The organism is Shewanella donghaensis, assembly GCF_007567505.1.
GTDB classification, from domain to species: Bacteria; Pseudomonadota; Gammaproteobacteria; order Enterobacterales; family Shewanellaceae; genus Shewanella; species Shewanella donghaensis.
Window position 1 is genome coordinate 810,119 of sequence record NZ_CP041783.1, and the last position, 19,921, is coordinate 830,039.

The following is a 19,921-nucleotide window of genomic DNA, read 5'->3' on the forward strand; positions in this document are numbered from 1 at the left end:
TTGACTACGACCTTACTGATAGGTATAGGCAACGTTTTGTACGCCGATGAAGGTATCGGCGTGCATTTTGTTAATTATATCGATGAACAATACACATTTGATCAGCCAAACCACCAGTTAGATATTTTAGATGGTGGCACGCTTGCCCAAGGCTTGATCCCTATCCTATGTCGATACGACAACCTTATCGTTGTTGATACTGTTAACAGCCCAGGTGTTAAGCCAGGTGAAGTATATTCATTTAACTTTGATCAAGCGCCTCCAGAGATTGATTGGCAAGGTAGTGCCCATGAAGTTGAGATGCTTCAAACGCTTATTATGATGGAAATGGTCGGTGATAGACCCAATACCCACGTCATTGGTGTTACCCCAACTGTTATTGAGCCTATGACCTTAGGCTTAACTGAATCGATACAGGCAGCAGTGCCAACAATGGAAAAAGTATTACTACAGCATCTAGAAAAAGCCGGATTTTCCTACATCAAAAAGCAGCCAGTCAATATCAATGACTTGATCCCTGATTCATATAAACGCGGATGTCAGCAATATGCCTAGAATCAGTTTTAACTTTCACTGTTATCGCCAAGTGCCCTTTTATGCCCAGCTATGTAATCAATACATGAATGACACGCGCTTTGACTTTACTGCTGGCTATGCCAATAAGTGCTATTTTTTAGAAGTTGAAGCAACAGAGCAACAATTAGCCACGCTTGCTGATGAAATTGCCGCTAATTTTTTATATTCAATTTGGTTAGATTTTGCTGATATTACCGTTATAGAAAAGCGTAAAGGCAGCAAAAAGTCCATAACTAATCCACAAGGAATGAGACTTGTAAATCATTACTGTAGTCAATGTCAGCCACATATGGTTAACGACAGCGATGAGCATTTTCTTAATATCAATACTCCCTGTCATCAATGTCAGGGGCATGAACACCTAAGTGATATTGAACGGTCATTAACCACCAATGATATTCAATCGTTTGCCCAGCGTTTAGAACAGGATTCCATTCTATCTATTGCTGTTGGAGACAATACCCAGATTACACTGAGTAAAAAACCTGTAGCACACGTACCGAATTGCCAAACCCTATTCGAAAATGTCCTTATTTGTAACACCAGTAAGCTCAATCATTACTTTGTAGTGCAACCTTTTGAAGTCTTGGCCTTATCAAGTCTTGAAAAACCATTCATTAAATTAAGAACGCAAACAGACCAATTATCTCAACACTCTACAGGCCAAAACGACCTGAAATTAACAAAGGGCTATTACACTGTGCACTTTGCAAGTAGTCGCTTTCTAATGGTGCTAAGCCATCAATTAAGTACATTAGGGATAGACTGGCTATATATTAATGTTAGTGCTGAACATAATGGAGATATTGATTGTAAAAATAATATTTCGCCTATCCATGCTTTAACAAGGGCTACGATTACACGCGTCAATAATGCTTGGGTTGAAATTGCAGCTCATGGGCCAATCACATCCACAGGGATGACACCGCTTCACGATGATTCAAGTTATCAACATTACTCTGCTACTTGGACAAACAAAGTAATTCATTGTCATTACTCCCCTGATACTGAGGCTCATTCGACAGTAAAACTAACAGGTATTGATGCCGCTACCTGCGCTATGCATGCAGGTTTACTCAATTTATCTGAGCAAGAGATTAATAAAATAGCCAATCGAAAACTGACATCTGAAGACAAAAAAACCATAACAACTGCTACCTTGTTTTTTAGTCATGACAATCGCAGTAGCTTGATAACCCAAGACAAACAACAAAACATCACCGAATTTTTAGTATTACCAACATTCCCTCATTCTGGCGCTGATATTGCTGAACGATTAAAGCAAGATGAAGCAAAGATATTTGATAAGTTTGCTATTGAGTATCCAACATTAATTAAGTACTTAGCTAGCACCCGTTTAAACAACATAAGTCGTACAGATAATTTGCAAACATTCATCGCTATAGCAGCGATGATTATATTGGAAGATGAACAACTTACTCATTTAAAGACAACGGTAAGTAAAGCCGATGCATTTCACGCTCTAGCGCAAAGTTACAATGGCTCTAACGCGCCAAGAATTGACTTTCCTCTTTGCTCTGAAAACGAATGCCGCACCATCAATTGGCGTAGAACCCTAGCCAGCTTAATGAGTTTCAAACTCGCCGGAGCGAATCCAGCAATCTTAGCCTTTGGCTTTTTTGATTCATTAGCAGACTATCTTAGCAATTGGCTGGACCACCTTGAACAGCAACAAGGTGTTGATGCCTTAGTACTTGCTGGTAACGACCTTAGTTACAGCGTTTTTGCAGACCGACTTTGTATTCGTGCTAATAAGAACTATCCCATCATTGTGAATAGAGAACTGGACTTAGATGGCGCTAATCTCGCAATCGGTGGCTTGTATCTTGCCAAAAGACGGTTGGTGAGGTAACTCATGGGCATTCACCAAGCTTACTTACAGCAAGTTAAACTCAATATTAATGGCATTGTCCAGGGTGTTGGCTTTCGCCCTTTTGTCTATCAGTTGGCGACAAAATCAAATCTTGTCGGCACAGTACTAAACAATGACCAAGGCGTATGTATCCATCTTCAAGGGCTTAATACAGACATCAATCAAGTGGTGCACAAACTAAGAGTGAGTCCGCCGCCACTGGCCAGAATTGATTCGTTAAATGTCATGGAAGAACAAATCGATAGCAAACTATCGAGTTTTTCTATTATTTCTAGTTCGAATACAAACAGCTCAAATGCAGACAATGATTCAAACCAAGGTGCAATTGTTTCAATTTCAGCGGACAAAAGTACCTGTGTGGATTGTTTAACTGAGATATTTGATCCTAACGATCGCCATTATCAATATCCTTTTACTAACTGCACCAATTGCGGCCCCAGATATAGCATTGTTAAACAGCTACCCTATGATCGACATCTAACTTCGATGGCATCATTTACTATGTGCGATGAATGTCAGCAAGCCTATAACGACCCTATGAATAGACGCTATCATGCACAACCAGTGAGTTGTCCTCAATGCGGCCCACGATTGAGCTATAGCAGTATCACCTATGGAGTAAAAAGCGAAGCAGTCCATGACCAGGCAGCCATTTTAAAGGAAGCTGTTGAGGCGTTAAATCAAGGCCAAATACTCGCAATAAAGGGATTAGGCGGCTTTCACATCATTTGTGATGCCACCAATGATGCTGCAGTTGCAACGCTACGCCAACGTAAACAACGACCTGCTAAACCTTTCGCCATTATGGCGGCAAACATTGTGCAAGCAAGGCAATTAGTCGTTGGATCTAACATGGAGTGGCGAGTGTTGGACTCCGCTGAGAAACCCATCACTTTGATGACTAAAAATAGTAATACAGGCAATTTACTCAGTTCCTTGATCGCCCCAGATATTGACAAGCTCGGTATCTTTTTAGCTTACACACCGCTGCATCATTTATTACTAAAAGCATTCAATAAACCCCTTGTCGCGACCAGTGCTAACATCTCAGGTCTACCCATCATCACTAAATCTAGTGACATCTTGGCAAAACTGGGTCATGTCATAGATGGCATCGTCGATCACAACCGCCCTATTATTAATGCTTGTGACGATAGCGTAGTACAGCTAATCAACAACCAAATTCAAGTAATACGCTTAGCTAGAGGTTATGCGCCACTCAGTATTCCCCTGCCCAATAAACTCAAACAAGCTGTTTTGGGCGTGGGCGCTCAGCAAAAAAACACCCAATGTTTTGCCTTCAATCAAAACGCCTTTATCAGTCCGCATATTGGTGATTTAAATAACCTTGAAACCAATCAGCTATTTCAAGATACCATCAACACCTTCAACCGATTATATCGTTTTGAAGCCGAGCAAATCATCACCGACAAGCATCCTGATTATGCTTGCAGTCAATGGGCAAATACTCAGAAAACAACACCAGTATCAAGTGTGCAGCATCATCACGCACATATATTGAGTGTGTTAGCAGTTAATAATTATCAAGAACCTGTGCTTGGGTTTAGTTTCGACGGAACAGGGCTTGGAGATGATGACGCTCTGTGGGGCAGCGAATGCTTGATAGCAGACGGGACTCAGTTCAAAAATGTTGGCCATTTTTCTTCATTCAAATTAATTGGCGGCGAGCAAGCCATAAAGCAACCGGTAAGAATTTTACTGGCTTTATTATTCGAGCATTACACCCTTAAGCAAATTCAAGCCTTGCCCATTAGCGCGATTCAAAAAATGACGTTACAAACCATAACGAACTTGCATCGAATGTGGCTAGGTAATATTGCTTGTATTGAATGTCGTTCCGTCGGTCGTGTGTTTGATGCAGTCGCTGTAGCGCTGAACCTAATCGAAACCAATGAATTTGAATCCCAAGCGGGAATGTTGATTGAAGCCCAAGCCAATCGATGGTCAACGGAGATATTGGACAATACCGTTTTACAGTTAGCTGATAGCCAACCATCGGCAAGTACTCCGGTTTGGGACACAAGTAAATTACTCAAACACATTATTGAATTAAATATTGATGTGAACGGTATCAAAATAGAGCAAATATGTTTTGAATTCACTAACAGTATTAGCCTAGTTATAACTGATGTAGCAGCAGAATATCCAGACTATGCCTTGGTATTTAGTGGCGGCGTATTCCAAAATAAACTCCTGCTCACGCTCTGCCACCAAAGGCTTAATCACCGGAACATACTCCCAAGTAAACTTGTTCCCATCAATGATGCTGGTATTTCATTAGGGCAATTATGGTATGCATTCTTACGACAAAACACGTAAAAAATAGACTGAAAGATAAACAACCTATTATACAGCCTAATTGACAAAAGATAGATCACATATTCAGCATTAACATCCACTTAGAGATTAATAGCTGATACGAATCAAAGAATATTATGACATCGCCATCGATACTAGAATTAAGACAATAAGGCGATTTAGAAAAGGAATATGACTATGTGCCAAGATTGCGGATGTTCAATAACTGACCATCAACATACCCTACACAGCAACCCGCAGCTCAATGATGCGAAAACCTTATCGGTAATTCATAAGATATTGGATAAGAACGATCATGAAGCTCAGCATAATAGGCAGCATTTTGAAGCCAATAATGTCATGGCGTTTAATTTAATGAGTAGCCCAGGTAGCGGTAAAACAACCTTACTAGAACACCTGCAACAGCAAATGACGGCTAAATATGCTGTCATTGAAGGTGATTTAGAAACCTCTCGAGATGCAGACCGCTTAATTGCCAAAGGCATTAGTGCGTATCAAATTCAAACTGGATCAGCCTGTCATTTAGATGCCTTTATGGTGCATCAAGCACTGCATCATATCGATTTAGCGCCCATTGATATTTGTTTTGTTGAAAACGTCGGTAACCTTGTTTGTCCAGCAAGTTACGATGTGGGTACTCACAAGAATATAGTACTGCTATCAGTACCTGAGGGTGACGATAAAATTGAAAAATACCCGGTGATGTTTCGCCGTGCTGATTTAGTGTTAATTACTAAAATGGATTTAGTCGAGCACTTTGATTTCTCCTTATCCGAATGTGAGCAACAGCTTAAAAAGCTTAATCCTGATGTGACATTAATGCCTATTTCAATTAAAGACCCACAATCCCTTAAACAAGTCGCCGATTGGATTAGCGCATTTAGAGGAGCGTAACACTATGTGTTTATCAGTACCGTCACAAATCACTGAGATACACGATGATGCCAGCGTTACCGTCGACACCTTAGGCGTTAAACGTCGTGTCAGTAGCCACTTGATGACAGAGCCATTAGCTATCGGAGAATTTGTACTTATCCATATTGGATTTGTGATGAATAAAATCGATGAAGCTGATGCGAAATTGAGTTTAGAACTCTACCAAGAGATAGTTGATAAGCTCAATAACGAAGGGTGTGATTAATGAAACTCACAGACTTATATCAACAGTTTCGCAATCCAGACATTATCAAAGCACTGGCAGCGCAGATAAATCAATATTCCAGCCAGATAACCTCTAATATTAATATTATGGAAGTTTGCGGTGGTCACACTCATACCATCATGAAGTATGGTTTGAAACAACTGCTGCCCGCTAACATCAATTTTATTCACGGACCAGGTTGCCCAGTATGTATTATGCCTAAAGAACGCATTGATCATGCTGCAGCATTAGCGCAACTGCCCGACGTAATATTGCTAACATTAGGTGACATGATCAGAGTGCCAGGCTCCAACGGCAATTTAGCGCAATACCGTGCAAAGGGCTGCGATATTCGTCCTTTATACGATCCAATGGATGCGCTGAGCATTGCCAAAGACAATCCTAATAAGACCATTATATTTTTTGCTATTGGCTTTGAAACCTCAACCCCGATGACAGCGGTGCTCATTGATCAAGCAGAAAAACAACAAATCAATAATTTGTTATTCCATATCAATCATGTATTAGTGCCACCTGCTATTGATGCCGTGATGGCAGATCCTCAAGCCAGAGTTAATGCCTTTATCGGCCCTGCACATGTCAGTGTTATAAGCGGAGCTAAAATTTACCAAGCGGCGGTAGATCAATACCAAACACCTGTGGTGGTATCCGGTTTTGAGCCTGTAGATGTGATGGAATCGATATTACGCATCGTAAAGCAAAAGTATAACGATACAGCACAACTTGATATTCAATACAGCCGCGCAGTGAATTACGACGGCAATCAAGCAGCGCAAGCATTAATTAATCAGTACCTCACCCTGAGAGATTCATTTCGTTGGCGTGGTTTAGGGCCTATTCCCGATTCAGCATTAACACTTAAACCTGAATTCGCTCACCGTGATGCCGAAATCATCTTCAAACAGCATTTACCCACTGTAGAAATCGATGATCATAAAGCCTGTCAGTGCGGTGATATTTTGCGCGGCATCGCTAACCCGCAAGATTGTAAGGTATTTGGCAAAGGCTGTAGCCCAGAGAGTCCGCTAGGCAGTTGCATGGTTAGTTCAGAAGGCGCTTGTAATGCCTATTATCGTTATACAGGAGTCACTAATGCCGGCTAAAAGATATCAACAAGTGCAACTCAGTCATGGTGGTGGTGGCAAAGAAATGAACAGTTTAATTACTGATATGTTCTTTAAAGCTTTCTCAAATCCAATCCTAGAATCACAAGAAGATGCAGCACAATTAAACCTGTACGGCCAAACCGCCTTCACAACCGATTCATTTACCGTAGAGCCATTATTTTTTGCCGGTGGTGACATCGGTAAGCTCGCTATTGCAGGCACAGTCAATGATTTAGCCATGATGGCAGCGCAGCCTGAGTATTTAAGCTGCAGCTTTATCATAGAAGAAGGTTTTGCAATTAAAGACCTCAATACCATAGTGCAAAGCATGGCAACTGAGTTACACCAATCTGGTGCCCGCATTGTATGTGGAGATACTAAAGTTGTGCCTAAAGGCTGCGCCGACGGCATATTTATTAATACATCAGGTGTGGGACGTATCTTAAAGCCCGGCATCTCAGTTAAAAACCTGCAAGTTGGTGATGCCATTATTGTATCGCGAGATATCGGTCGTCATGGTGCAGCCATTTTAATGGCACGAGACAGTTTATCGTTAGAGTCTGAACTCACCAGTGATTGCGCCACGCTTTGGCCTATTGTTGAGCAGTTAATTGCCGCCAACATCGACATTCATGCCATGCGCGATGCCACTCGAGGTGGCTTATCTGCGGTACTCAATGAATGGGCGACTGCATCTAACGTCGGTATTCAAGTAGATGAAAAACACATCCCCATATCTCAAGAAGTCCAAGGATTGTGTGAATTGTACGGTTTTGAAGCCTTTGATTTAGCCAATGAAGGCACATTTATTATCGCCCTGCCTCAAGATGTTGCTGAGCAAGCATTAGCGATAATGAAACAATATTGCCATTGTGACTCCGCCAGTATTATCGGCCACGTAATTAAAGATAACAAAGGTAAAGTCATACTCAATACCCCGTGGGGAAGTAGTCGCTACTTAGATGTACCACAAGGTGAATTACTGCCAAGGATTTGCTAATGCACGAATATTCAATTGTCACCTCGTTAATAGAGCAAATTGAACAATTAGCACGTGACAATAATGCCAATGAAATTATTAAAGTAAAAATTAAAGTAGGCGTACTGAGTGGCGTTGAACCACAACTACTGGCAACGGCATTCGAAACGTTCAAACTTGATGGGATTTGCCATAATGCAGAGCTTGATATGAACATTCAGCCGCTAGTGATCCATTGTAGGCATTGTGATACCGAAACTGAATTAACAGAGCGCAACATTGTTTGTCCGACTTGTCATGGCACCGACACCCATGTGATGGATGGAGAACAAATGATGTTAATGCAACTTGAAATGAACACGCCGTAAAGTATCAATTAAAAATAATAGCGATGCTTGCAAGTTAACCATTAAATTAAACTAACGAAAAATTTAAGGAATCATCATGAAAACATCAACTCAGCTTACCGCCTTATTGCTAGCCGTATCTCCTACTCTTGCCTTTGCCCATGAAGGTCATGGTGCACCAGGCTTATTTCATCATCTTTCTGAACTAGCACCAGCCATTGGACTGGTCGCAATCGTCGCATTTGTTATCTATCAAAAAACAAAATAAATAACGTTAGATATCTCTCGAAGAGCTCTAGATACAGGGCTCTCTCGTTTTAATATAGATCATTTATTTGACCCATCTTTGAAGCAAACTTGTGTTTATTACATTGTAAAATGGAGAAACACACAAACTGCAAACGCTTATGTAGAATCGTATTAAACTCCTATCGCTTTTCTCATTCCAACTTTGAACATAAAACAATCAGAGTCATGTCCATTTATGCAAACCAATGTAAAACTATGTCACTTTTCACTAAATAATATAAATATGGGTTATGTTTAGTCATGAAGTTTATACAGTTTAGTCGCAGCTAATTAAGACATATTCAAGGAAGTGTGATGCCATTAGAAAAGCAATATGAATCATCTGAATTAAATGACTCCACGAGTCTTGATTTGCATAAAGAGTCCATAGCGCAAATTAATGCCGTGATTGCAGTAAATCGTTTTGGCCTGGGCGCAAAGCCTAACGAATTAACACTTGCGGAAAAAGATCCGCAAGCCTTTTTGATTAATCAATTAGTGATACCCGAGTTTTTACCCACTCAATATAGTTCTGATTCTATAATGCAGCTTTTGGCAGACTATCAATCTCAGAAACAACGAGATAGAAAAGCGGTAAACACTAGCACTGTAGGTAAAAATATACCCACAGAAACAGCTAACAGTCTGTCTATTGATACAAGTCACGCTAACGGAGGTGCTCCAGACAATGACATGGCAGAGCCTCGAAAGCCTAAAAATAAACCGCCATTTAGAACACCTTTTATTGAATTAACCACCAGCAGTTTACAAAGTGCAATTGACTCACCTAACTCCCTGAGTTGGCGGCTATTACAATTCTTTTCTAATCACTTCAGCGTTACAGCTCAAGGGCCTTTCATGACAGGACTCGCACCGACGCTTGAGCGTGAGGCTATCGCGCCCAATCTGTTAGGTTCGTTTGAAGATATGCTGCTTGCTGTTACTGCCCATCCCGCAATGATTAAATATTTAAATAATGAAAAGTCTTTTGGCGCTAATTCAAGATTAGGTAAAAGAGGAAAAGGTTTAAATGAAAACCTAGCCCGTGAAATACTTGAATTACATTCCTTAGGGGTAAATAGCGGCTATTCACAAACTGATGTGATTGAACTAGCAAAAGGCATTAGTGGTTGGAGTATTGCCAACCCTAAACGAGACAAACAAACCGGATTTTTGTTTCGCTCAAATGGCCATGAATCAGGCACAAGAAAATTACTTAACAAGCAGTACCCTCAATCCGGTATTGAACAAGGGCAAGCCATGCTGGTGGATATCGCAAGGCATCCTCAAACTGCAAAACATCTTTGTTATAAGTTAGCCAAACACTTTATCGCAGATGAACCTTCCGCGTCGTTACAAAATCAATTAGTAAAAACCTGGATTCGCTCTAACGGTAATATCAAACAAGTGATGATCACCATGATTAGCTCAACTGAGGCATGGCAACCTTTACCGAAGAAGTTTAAAACACCAACAGAGTTTGTTATCTCAGCTTATCGAGCATTTGATATTTCAGTACCAAAAGGTCGCAAATTTATTCAGTTACTAACTGAATTAGGCCAGCAACCTTTTAATGCAAATTCTCCAGCAGGCTTTAGTGACGATGAGCAAGATTGGAATGGAGCCAATGCGCTGATGACCAAAATTAACTGGTCGGTGAGATTAGCTAAGCGCCAACGTAAAAAAATGGCAGCAGATTTGATTGTAAATACTTTTGGTCAAACCATGACAGAGTCATCTTATAAGACCATTACCCGAGCTGAAAGTCGCGATCAAGCACTGGCATTACTGCTATTGAGTCCTGAATTTTTAAGGAGATAACATGGAACGTCGCGAATTTATTAAAGGACTCGGTGCCAGTTTAGTGATGTTAAGTAGTGGAGTATCGACATCAGCTTTAGCAACCGATATCAAAACCAATAAGAAGAATCTAGTTTGGGTCATGCTTAGAGGGGCTTTAGACCCATTGCACACTGTAGTTCCGCTAAAAGACGACAACTTACTCACGTTACGCCCTACTCTAGCCAAGAGCGTGGTAAAAAACGCCCTAGCATTAGATAACCAGTTTGGGCTTAACCCCGCTTTAGCTCATTTACATAAGTGGTACTTAGACAAGCAATTACTGCCCATTGTCGCTGTATCATCAGGTTATGAAAGTCGCTCACATTTTGATGGTCAAGATTACCTCGAATGCGGCGGTAATTTAAATAACTTGGATTCTGGATGGCTAGCAAGATCTTTAAGTGGTCTTTCTAATTCTGTGATAAGTAATAGTAAAAATAGTAAACAAACTTCATCAGCGATTGCCATTGCCAATAGTACGCCCATTAGCTTACGTGGAAGCAACGCTGTTAACACCTGGTACCCAGCAAATATCAAGGCTGCAGATGACGATATATATCGTCAATTAAATACCTTATATCAAGGTGATGAAAGCTTACTGCAGAATTTAACCGATGGATTAGCACTTAAAGACACTGCCATGATTGATGATAGTAAAAAAACCAGTCGTAAATTTATCGAGTTAGCAGCAGCATGTGGTAATTTTCTAGTAAAAAGTAATGACATTGATTGTGCCATGTTAGAAATGGGTGGCTTTGATACTCACAATAATCAGCATAAGCGTTTATCGAAACAGTTAGTTGAATTAGACAGTGGCTTAGCGGCCTTAAAGTCCTCTTTGGGGTCTCAATGGAATGATACTGTTGTTGTCATTGCCACAGAATTTGGCCGCACCGTAAAAGAAAATGGCACTCAAGGCACTGATCACGGTACAGGCAGTGCAATGTTCATTGCTGGTGGCAAAGTAAAAGGCGGGAAAGTATTAGGTGATTGGCCCGGACTTAATACAGAGCAGTTATTTAAACAGCGGGACTTACAGCCAACAACTAATAGTTTTAGTTGGATAGCCAGTGTATTGAAACAACATTGGCAGTTAAGCGATAACGCTATTGCACAGGTACTTCCCTTACATAAAGCTTATGATATTAAAATCATGGAATAAGGTTTCAATCCCTACTTAATACCAAGTGCCAAATACTAAAAAGCCTGACTATCATATTAAATAGTCAGGCTTTTTATACTTCATATTGAACCAAATCTTTATGAAACGGCTTTTATGATGTTCACACTTTAAGCTTTAAGCGCTGCATCAATCATAACTTGTGCCTGACTGATGATATCTGCAAGGTGATCGTCACTAATGAAGCTCTCTGCATAGATTTTAAATAGCGCTTCAGTACCAGATGGACGCGCTGCAAACCAACCATTTTCAGTAGTTACTTTAATGCCGCCAATGGCCGCGTTGTTACCAGGCGCATGTGACAAAATGGCAGTTATAGTTTCACCTGCAAGTTCTGTGTCAGTAAAACTGTCGGAAGATAGCTTTTCGAACTTGGCTTTTTTCTTAAGGCTAATTGGACTATCGATGCGGGTATAAAAGCTTTTACCAAATTGCTCGGTTAATTCTACATAACGCTGTGCAGGCGTTTTGCCAGTGACAGCAAGAATTTCAGCCGCTAATAAGGCTAAGATAAATCCATCTTTATCCGTACACCAAGTAGAGCCATCTTTATTTAAAAAGGCTGCACCTGCACTTTCTTCACCGCCAAAAGCAATACTACTGTTTGCTAAGCCTTCAACGAACCATTTAAAGCCAACTGGTACTTCTAAGCAATGACGTTGGTGTGATTTACAAATTCTATCGATGATGGCGCTAGAAACCAGAGTTTTACCAATAGCCAAATCTGCAGACCAATCTTTACGGTAAGTCAGCAAGTAATCGATAGCGACAGCAAGATAGTGATTTGGATTCATTAGACCAAAACCAGGACACACAATACCGTGGCGATCATAATCTGGGTCATTACCCACACAGACATCAAAGTTCTCACTGTGGGCTAACAAACCCGCCATCGCATAAGGAGATGAGCAATCCATACGGATTTGACCATCTTTATCTAACGGCATAAAACTAAAACTTGGATCGACTTTGTCATTGACTAAGGTAATGTTTAAACCGTATTGCTTAGCAATATGAGACCAGTAATAAATACCTGAACCACCTAGTGGATCAACACCAATTTTTATCTTAGCTTTGGCTATGGCGTCTAAATCAATAACGCTGCTTAATGAGTTAACATAAGGAGCAATAAAATCAACTTCATCAATCCAACCTGACTCTATGGCGGTGCCGTAATTAACCTTTTTAACACCACTTAACTGATTAGCTAAGTATGCATTCGCGTCAGCTTCGATTTGTTTAGTGATCTCGCCTTCTGCCGGTCCACCATGTGGCGGATTATATTTAATCCCGCCATCTTGTGGTGGATTATGTGATGGGGTAATGATTAGTCCATCAGTTAAATTACCACCAGCAAGATTTGCGGTAATAATCGTTTGCGATACGACTGGTGTTGGCGTGAAACCATCATTTTTCTGTACTTTTACGGCGACTTGATTTGCTGTCAAAACTTCAAGTACTGACATATAAGCCGCATAAGACAATGCGTGAGTGTCAAAACCCACAATCATTGGTCCTTTAATACCGGCTTGCAGACGATAATCCACAACAGCTTGGGTGATTGCCCAAATATGGTTTTGATTAAAACTGGCTTTAAGCGAGCTACCACGGTGACCAGATGTACCGAAAGTGACTTTCTGCTGAACATCTTCAACATTTGGCACAATGCGATAATAATGGCTCATCAATTTTGGTAAATTGATCAAATCCTTTTGTGTTGCAACAGTTCCTGCTCTTTCGTGAATAGCCACCAGTTCACTCCTCTATATTTAAATTAAACTTAATTAAATTCTTGTCGCGATAGATTTTGCCAGCTCTTCATTACAACCTAATTGCACCAGTACTTCAGATAAAATTGTACGCTTCTTGGCGGTGTTATTGTTTGTTGTTACCCAATAACCGCTAGCACCAATTTCTTTCGGATTAGCAGATTGGCTCGCTGAAAGTAATTCAGCCTTAGTGCGGGCAAAATACAATCTTCCACGACCCTGAATCTTTAAAATTTGGCTGAAGGTTGAAGGTGTCATTGCCGATAAAGAATCAAGTAGGTACATGAAGCGACCTACTGCGCCTTTTTGTTGCGATAATAAATGCTCATGCACAACGTCAGCAAAATCAACATCAGCAGTAACAGCTTCGTTTTCAGTTGCATAATCAGTTGGTTGCTCTACAGCAGCTTCAATTTCAGCCTTAGCTTCGACAATAACTTGGCTTGTTGTGACTGCGTGTGCTGTTTCTAAACTTGGATGACTAATAGCTAAAGGCTCTGCAAGTTCAATTGATTCGACTGAAAGATCTAATAAACGACGTAGAATATCAGATGCACTTTCACCGATACGCTCCGTTTTGCTGGCAATATAACGATAGAGCTCTTCATCTATCTCAATATATTTCATAGTTGCTTGTTCCTTTAGTCTTAAACTTTGGTCAAAAACGACAAAGCCACCAAATGCAGTTTCAATACGGGTGGCATTAGCGATCGATTTAGATCGATCTTCATATAATGACAGTCTACCCATCAACTGCCATTGGTTAAAGAGCAAAATCAGCTAAATCCCTCAAATTTAGTCAATTTCATCTCATCAAAGTCACCGTTGGATGCTTTAATGAACATATATCAGCTTGCTAATTAACAACAAGTCTTGATATATCCCCCCTTTTAAAGGCAAAATCACGACTTTATTGAATATCAACATGGAAACTTCAATGCATTATGTCTCTTCAGGAACTGGCCCTGCCGTTGTTTTAATACATGGCTTATTTGGTAATTTAGATAACCTGAAAAATCTTGCAAATGCATTAGAAGAAAATCATCAAGTCATTCGCGTGGATTTACCTAATCATGGCTTGAGCGAGCATTGGCAACACATGGACTATCCAAGTCTTGCAAACGAATGTGTAGAGTTACTCAAAACATTGAATTTAACAGAAGCCCATTTTGTGGGTCATTCGATGGGCGGAAAAGTCGCTATGGCATTAGCATTACTTCACCCTGAAAAAGTCACTAGTCTTGTGGTCGCCGATATCGCCCCCGTAGCATATGAGCCACGTCATCAAAAAGTTTTTGCTGGATTAACCTCATTGCCAATGGATAATAATACCAGTCGAAAATCAGCATTAGCGCATCTTGCTCAAGCAGATATAGATGAAGGGACAGCACAGTTCTTATTAAAAAACTTACAAAGAACTGAGCATGGTTTTGAATGGAAGATGAATTTAGCAGGGTTAATTTCTAATTATTCGCACATCATTGGCTGGGACATGCCAACTAAACAATACAATAAACCGTGTTTTTTCATCCGTGGTGGTGAATCGGAATACGTGTTGGCAGAGCATACCAATGCGATTATGCAGCAATTTCCAAAAGTGAGTGCCAAAACCATCAATGGTACTGGCCATTGGCTGCATGCTCAGAAGCCAGAAATCTTTAATCGATTAGTAGTCGAGTTTATTGATAACAATAGTAAATAAACACCTTGTAAATTTTACTCAAATGAACGTGACAGTATGGCTCATAGTATATCAATGTGATATATTCCCGCCCTCTTTTAGCCTTAAAGTTAAACTGAAGGTAAAAACATGTTGAATCAATACATGGATCAAATTGAGACATTAGGTCTAAACTTGTTTTTTGCTTTAGTATTTTTCTTAATTGGTATGGCTATTCATGATGTCCTGAAGCAAGGTAAAGTGCCTAAATTCGGACGTTACATCGTATGGTTAGTATTATTCCTTGGCTGTGCCGGGTTTGTAGCAAAAGGTATTATACAGATCACCTGGGAAGGTTCAGGGATCGGTTAAACAGAACGATGGCAAAAGAAACAACAGACAGAACCACCATTGACCTGTTTGCTTCAGAAAAACGTCGTGGACGTCCTAGAAGCAATCCCCTTAGTCGGGAACAACAGTTAAAGGTCAATAAGCGCAATCAAATACAACGTGATCGCGCTAACGGATTAAAACGAATAGAGTTAAAGGTGTCACAAGTTTTGTATGACGCCTTGAATGAACAAGCATTGGCCAGTAACATCAGCCGTAGCCAGTTAATCGAATTAATCCTGCAACAACAAATCGACAACTGAACCGTTTTTTAAAATTCGCCAAGCGAACATGATATTTAAAGGATAGACGATGGCAACTGTAGGTCTTTTTTTCGGTAGTGACACTGGTAATACCGAGGCTGTAGCCAAAATGATCCAGAAAAAGTTGGGTAAAAAAATGGTTGATGTTAAAGACATCGCCAAAAGTACCAAAGAACAAATCGCAGATTTCGATCTGATTTTGTTTGGTATTCCAACATGGTACTACGGTGAAGCACAATGTGATTGGGATGACTTTTTCCCAGAACTTGAGCAAGTAGATTTCACTGACAAGCTCGTTGCTATTTTTGGTTGTGGTGACCAAGAAGATTATGCAGAGTATTTCCTTGATGCTATGGGTATGGTTGGTGATATCGTATCTGCACGTGGTGGCCTTATCATTGGTCATTGGCCAACGGCAGGTTACGACTTTGAAGCATCGAAAGGTTTAGTTGATGATAAGCACTTCATTGGTTTAGGTATTGATGAAGATCGTCAGCCAGAACTTACTGAAGAGCGCGTTGACGCATGGGTTAAGCAAATTTATGAAGAAATGTGCTTAGCTGAATTAGAAGACTAATATTGAGTCTCTAATCGTGTTTTTACTACTGAGTGAGAACACATAAAAAAGCGGCTTTGGCCGCTTTTTTTAGCGCCTTATTTTATTGATAACAGTAATTAAGTACATCGATTAATTGCTGCTATTAATCACTATGACTCAAACGAGACAAGATATTGAATACATCAAGTAAGCAGCACTGGGATATCTTTTGTGCAGTAGTAGATAACTACGGCGACATTGGTGTTACATGGCGTCTTGCAAAACAATTACATGCTGAATATCAGATAGAGATTAACCTTTGGGTCGATGATCTACATAGCTTCTCTCACATCCTACCGCAATTAAACCCTGATTTAGCGACTCAAAACTTTCATGGTGTTAATATATTTCAATGGAATAGTCCATTTAATATAGAATATAAATCAGGATCTGTATTAATTGAGGCGTTTTCATGTGAATTACCTTCACAGGTAGTTGCTCAGATAGAAGCTATTCATAAAACGAATAAAGACAAAACTACCAACTCAAATAATATTCTTCCTCCCTTATGGATAAACCTTGAATACCTTTGTGCAGAAGATTGGGTTGATGGTTGTCACGGTTTGCCCTCAATGCAAACCAGTGGCCTGAAAAAATATTTCTATTTCCCAGGTTTTAGCCAAAAGAGTGGTGGTTTAATTTGTGAGCATGATTTGTTCAACCAACGTGATCGTTGGCAATCAGACTCAAGTAATAAACTTTCGTTGTTCAAGCAGCTTGGTTTAACTGGAATAAATGCTGATGATATGGTGGTATCGGTATTTAGTTATGAATCAGCAGCGCTAACCAATCTGGTTAATCATTGGAGTCACTCTCCCCAAACTATCCATGCACTGATCCCAATGGGTAAAAGCTTAACCAGCATCATAGATCTGCTGCCGGTGACGATTGATGAAATACAACCCAGCCAGCAATATCGCATCAAAAACTTGGTGATTCACATTTTGCCAATGACTGATCAAAACGGTTTTGATCGGCTACTGTGGAGCTGTGATGTCAACATTGTACGCGGCGAAGACTCTTTTTTGCGCGCCCAATGGGCTGCAAGACCCTTTATTTGGCATATATACCCACAAGAAGAAGATTATCACCTAGTAAAATTACAGGCTTTTGTTAGTATCTATACCAATAAACTTGATGATGGACTTGCAAATACCTTTTCTGAAGTTAATTTTGCGTTCAATCAACAACGTGTCGATATCTCAGATTATTGGCAACAAATAATTTCAGTACAATTACCCATGCAGCTTCATGCTAAAGATTGGGCAATTAGTGCTAAAAATAATGCAGATCTCGCGACTCGACTGGTTCAATTTATTAAAACCAGCTAAGATACTGCGCAATTAAAATTAATACCTAAATATAGGAATAAAAGAATGAAAACTGCTCATGAACTCCGTCCTGGTAACGTGATCATGTTAGATGGCAGCCCATGGGTTGTTCAGAAAACTGAAACAACTCGCTCTGGCCGTAACGCTGCAATCGTTAAAATCAAACTTAAGCATGTGCTACAAGATTCGACCACTGAAACCACCTTTAAAGGTGATGACAAAATGGAAGACATCATTCTAGAACGTTTAACATGTACTTATTCTTACTACGCAGATCCTATGTATGTATTCATGGATGCTGAGTACAACCAATATGATGTTGAAGCTGACAACTTAGGTGAAGCTTCTGCTTATATCGTTGACGGTATGGAAGAAGAATGTTCAGTGACTTTCTATGAAGGTAAAGCGATTTCAGTTGAATTACCAACAAGCATCGTTCGCGAAGTCACTTACACTGAACCTGCTGCACGTGGTGATACTTCAGGTAAAGTGATGAAGCCTGCAACTATTACTGGTGGTGGTGTTGTTACTGTAGCTGAATTCGTTAAAATCGGTGATAAAATCGAAATTGATACTCGTACTAACGAGTTCAAGAAACGCGTTTAATAGCGACGAACATTACGATATATCATCATTAATTAAATCGTAACGTTTTAAAAGCCAGCATTTGCTGGCTTTTTTATTATTATCTATAAATTTTAATAAGTTAACTTATAAACTTATCAATAAGCTATTTTAACTTGAAACCTAAGTCAAATTAGAACAAATAACTACTCAAACAATATTAAATCAGAACATAACCCCAATCTGACTTATTTAACAGTTTCACAACAGAACAATCCTCTAAATTAAAGCACCTAACCTTCAATTAATCCTTTTATATAAGCAATAAATTCGTTATTGTTCGCACACTTATGTCGTATTAGTATTTTGAGGCAAGTATGCGCCCTATTATCAAATCCAATAAACTCGATAGCGTTTGCTATGATATCCGTGGACCTGTTCACAAAGAAGCTCGTCGTCTTGAAGACGAAGGCCATAGAATATTAAAGCTAAATATCGGTAACCCTGCCCCATTTGGATTTGAAGCCCCGGAAGAAATAGTACGCGATGTCATATTGAATCTGCCCAGTGCTCAAGGCTATTGCGAGTCAAAAGGTTTGTTCTCAGCCCGCAAGGCAATCGTTCAGCACTATCAAGCAAATGGTGTTTTTGGTATCGATATCGAAGATGTTTATATCGGTAACGGTGTTTCAGAGCTTATTTGTATGGCCCTGCAAGGCTTATTAAACACTGATGATGAAGTACTCATACCCTCACCTGATTACCCATTATGGACAGCCGCAGCTAATTTATCTGGTGGTAAAGCGGTACATTATCGCTGTGATGAAGAATCAGATTGGTTCCCTGATCTTGAAGATATCAAAAGTAAAATAACATCACGTACCCGCGGTATTGTGATCATCAATCCTAATAACCCTACTGGCGCTGTCTACAGCCGTGAACTGTTATTAGAAGTGGTTGAATTATGCCGCCAACATGACATTATTTTATTTGCAGACGAGATATACGATAAGATCCTTTATGATGATGCCGTTCACGTTCATGCAGCGTCGTTATCTGATGACATATTAACCGTCACCTTTAATGGCTTATCAAAAGCCTATCGAGCGGCAGGTTTTCGTGTGGGTTGGATGGTATTAAGTGGCAACTTAAAAGCCGCTAAGAACTACATTGAAGGCTTAGACATGTTGGCTTCAATGCGCCTTTGTTCTAATGTGCCCAATCAACACGCTATTCAGACTGCTCTAGGCGGTTATCAAAGTATTAATGAGTTAATACTACCTAATGGACGTTTAACAGCCCAAAGAGATGTATGTTTTGATGTATTGAATTCAATACCTGGTGTTAGTGTTAAAAAACCTAAGGGAGCCTTATACGCTTTCCCTAAGTTAGATATGAAGAAGTTTAATTTACGAGATGATGAGAGACTGGTGTTAGATCTGCTAAAAACAGAAAAGATATTACTCGTGCAAGGGACGGCCTTTAACTGGCCTGAACCGGATCATGTACGTGTGGTTTTCTTACCTCATAAAGAAGACTTATCAAAAGCATTAACTGACTTTGGTACCTTCTTGGAAACCTATTCGCAATAAGCATTTTACCAACATGCTATCGCTTAAACATTCTAAAAGC

20 protein-coding genes are annotated in these 19,921 nt (G+C 40.0%); 18 read left to right on the forward strand and 2 right to left on the reverse strand.

Annotation, left to right across the window (positions count from 1 at the left end):
• The 11 genes from FPK91_RS03380 to FPK91_RS03425 all read left to right on the forward strand — a co-directional run bounded on the left by FPK91_RS03380 (window position 1) and on the right by FPK91_RS03425 (window position 11,696).
• Complete coding sequence (locus tag FPK91_RS03380; protein ID WP_144208000.1) at window positions 1–555, forward strand: HyaD/HybD family hydrogenase maturation endopeptidase; 555 nt, start codon at window positions 1–3, stop codon at window positions 553–555.
• Window positions 548–2,449, forward strand: a complete 1,902-nt coding sequence (locus tag FPK91_RS03385; RefSeq protein WP_144208003.1) for a hypothetical protein — start codon at window positions 548–550, stop codon at window positions 2,447–2,449. The genes FPK91_RS03380 and FPK91_RS03385 overlap by 8 nt, the downstream gene beginning before the upstream one ends.
• Before the next feature lie 3 nt (window positions 2,450–2,452).
• Window positions 2,453–4,810, forward strand: coding sequence for a carbamoyltransferase HypF (gene hypF / locus FPK91_RS03390; RefSeq protein ID WP_144208006.1), 2,358 nt, complete (start codon window positions 2,453–2,455; stop codon window positions 4,808–4,810).
• A 177-nt stretch (window positions 4,811–4,987) separates the two neighbouring features.
• Window positions 4,988–5,704, forward strand: coding sequence for a hydrogenase nickel incorporation protein HypB (gene hypB, locus FPK91_RS03395; protein WP_144208009.1), 717 nt, complete (start codon window positions 4,988–4,990; stop codon window positions 5,702–5,704).
• 4 nt (window positions 5,705–5,708) lie between these two features.
• Window positions 5,709–5,951 (forward strand): HypC/HybG/HupF family hydrogenase formation chaperone, encoded by a 243-nt coding sequence (locus FPK91_RS03400; protein WP_144208012.1) that lies wholly within the window; start codon window positions 5,709–5,711, stop codon window positions 5,949–5,951.
• On the forward strand, window positions 5,951–7,075 hold the full coding sequence (gene hypD / locus FPK91_RS03405) for a hydrogenase formation protein HypD (RefSeq protein WP_144208015.1): 1,125 nt from the start codon (window positions 5,951–5,953) through the stop codon (window positions 7,073–7,075). Before FPK91_RS03400 ends, hypD begins: the two co-directional genes overlap by 1 nt.
• Entirely contained in the window at window positions 7,065–8,078 is a 1,014-nt protein-coding gene (hypE, locus tag FPK91_RS03410) for a hydrogenase expression/formation protein HypE (protein ID WP_144208018.1), read from the forward strand. Before hypD ends, hypE begins: the two co-directional genes overlap by 11 nt.
• The gene (gene hypA, locus FPK91_RS03415) at window positions 8,078–8,425 is read left to right on the forward strand and encodes a hydrogenase maturation nickel metallochaperone HypA (protein ID WP_144208021.1); all 348 of its coding nucleotides are present in this window, start codon (window positions 8,078–8,080) and stop codon (window positions 8,423–8,425) included. Before hypE ends, hypA begins: the two co-directional genes overlap by 1 nt.
• Window positions 8,426–8,501: 76 nt before the next feature.
• On the forward strand, window positions 8,502–8,672 hold the full coding sequence (locus FPK91_RS20965) for a hypothetical protein (protein ID WP_168926906.1): 171 nt from the start codon (window positions 8,502–8,504) through the stop codon (window positions 8,670–8,672).
• A 335-nt stretch (window positions 8,673–9,007) separates the two neighbouring features.
• Window positions 9,008–10,513 (forward strand): DUF1800 domain-containing protein, encoded by a 1,506-nt coding sequence (locus FPK91_RS03420; RefSeq protein ID WP_144208024.1) that lies wholly within the window; start codon window positions 9,008–9,010, stop codon window positions 10,511–10,513.
• A gap of 1 nt (window position 10,514) precedes the next feature.
• Window positions 10,515–11,696: a DUF1501 domain-containing protein gene (locus FPK91_RS03425; protein ID WP_144208027.1), complete on the forward strand. Its 1,182-nt coding sequence runs from the start codon at window positions 10,515–10,517 to the stop codon at window positions 11,694–11,696.
• 128 nt (window positions 11,697–11,824) lie between these two features.
• Here FPK91_RS03425 and pgm read toward each other — a convergent pair whose 3' ends face one another.
• Window positions 11,825–13,465: a phosphoglucomutase (alpha-D-glucose-1,6-bisphosphate-dependent) gene (gene pgm / locus FPK91_RS03430; protein WP_144208030.1), complete on the reverse strand. Its 1,641-nt coding sequence runs from the start codon at window positions 13,463–13,465 to the stop codon at window positions 11,825–11,827.
• Between the two features lie 33 nt (window positions 13,466–13,498).
• The gene (seqA, locus tag FPK91_RS03435) at window positions 13,499–14,110 is read right to left on the reverse strand and encodes a replication initiation negative regulator SeqA (RefSeq protein WP_144214105.1); all 612 of its coding nucleotides are present in this window, start codon (window positions 14,108–14,110) and stop codon (window positions 13,499–13,501) included.
• Window positions 14,111–14,420: 310 nt separating this feature from the next.
• On the opposite strand from seqA, the gene FPK91_RS03440 reads away from it, so the two are divergent.
• The 7 genes from FPK91_RS03440 (at window position 14,421) to FPK91_RS03470 (ending at window position 19,881) form a co-directional block, all read left to right on the forward strand.
• Window positions 14,421–15,185 (forward strand): alpha/beta fold hydrolase, encoded by a 765-nt coding sequence (locus tag FPK91_RS03440; protein ID WP_144208033.1) that lies wholly within the window; start codon window positions 14,421–14,423, stop codon window positions 15,183–15,185.
• A gap of 108 nt (window positions 15,186–15,293) precedes the next feature.
• Window positions 15,294–15,515 (forward strand): DUF2788 domain-containing protein, encoded by a 222-nt coding sequence (locus FPK91_RS03445; protein WP_144208036.1) that lies wholly within the window; start codon window positions 15,294–15,296, stop codon window positions 15,513–15,515.
• An 8-nt stretch (window positions 15,516–15,523) separates the two neighbouring features.
• Window positions 15,524–15,796, forward strand: coding sequence for a LexA regulated protein (gene ybfE / locus FPK91_RS03450; protein ID WP_076540961.1), 273 nt, complete (start codon window positions 15,524–15,526; stop codon window positions 15,794–15,796).
• A 49-nt stretch (window positions 15,797–15,845) separates the two neighbouring features.
• A complete protein-coding gene (gene fldA / locus FPK91_RS03455) occupies window positions 15,846–16,373 on the forward strand; it encodes a flavodoxin FldA (protein ID WP_144208039.1) in 528 nt (175 codons plus the stop codon).
• 152 nt (window positions 16,374–16,525) lie between these two features.
• Window positions 16,526–17,725 carry an elongation factor P maturation arginine rhamnosyltransferase EarP gene (gene earP, locus FPK91_RS03460; RefSeq protein WP_405127354.1) on the forward strand — a complete coding sequence of 400 codons (1,200 nt, stop codon included), beginning with the start codon at window positions 16,526–16,528 and terminating at the stop codon, window positions 17,723–17,725.
• Window positions 17,726–17,770: 45 nt separating this feature from the next.
• Window positions 17,771–18,331: an elongation factor P gene (gene efp, locus FPK91_RS03465; protein WP_144208046.1), complete on the forward strand. Its 561-nt coding sequence runs from the start codon at window positions 17,771–17,773 to the stop codon at window positions 18,329–18,331.
• Window positions 18,332–18,666: 335 nt separating this feature from the next.
• Complete coding sequence (locus FPK91_RS03470; RefSeq protein WP_144208049.1) at window positions 18,667–19,881, forward strand: pyridoxal phosphate-dependent aminotransferase; 1,215 nt, start codon at window positions 18,667–18,669, stop codon at window positions 19,879–19,881.
• Window positions 19,882–19,921: the final 40 nt, after the last annotated feature.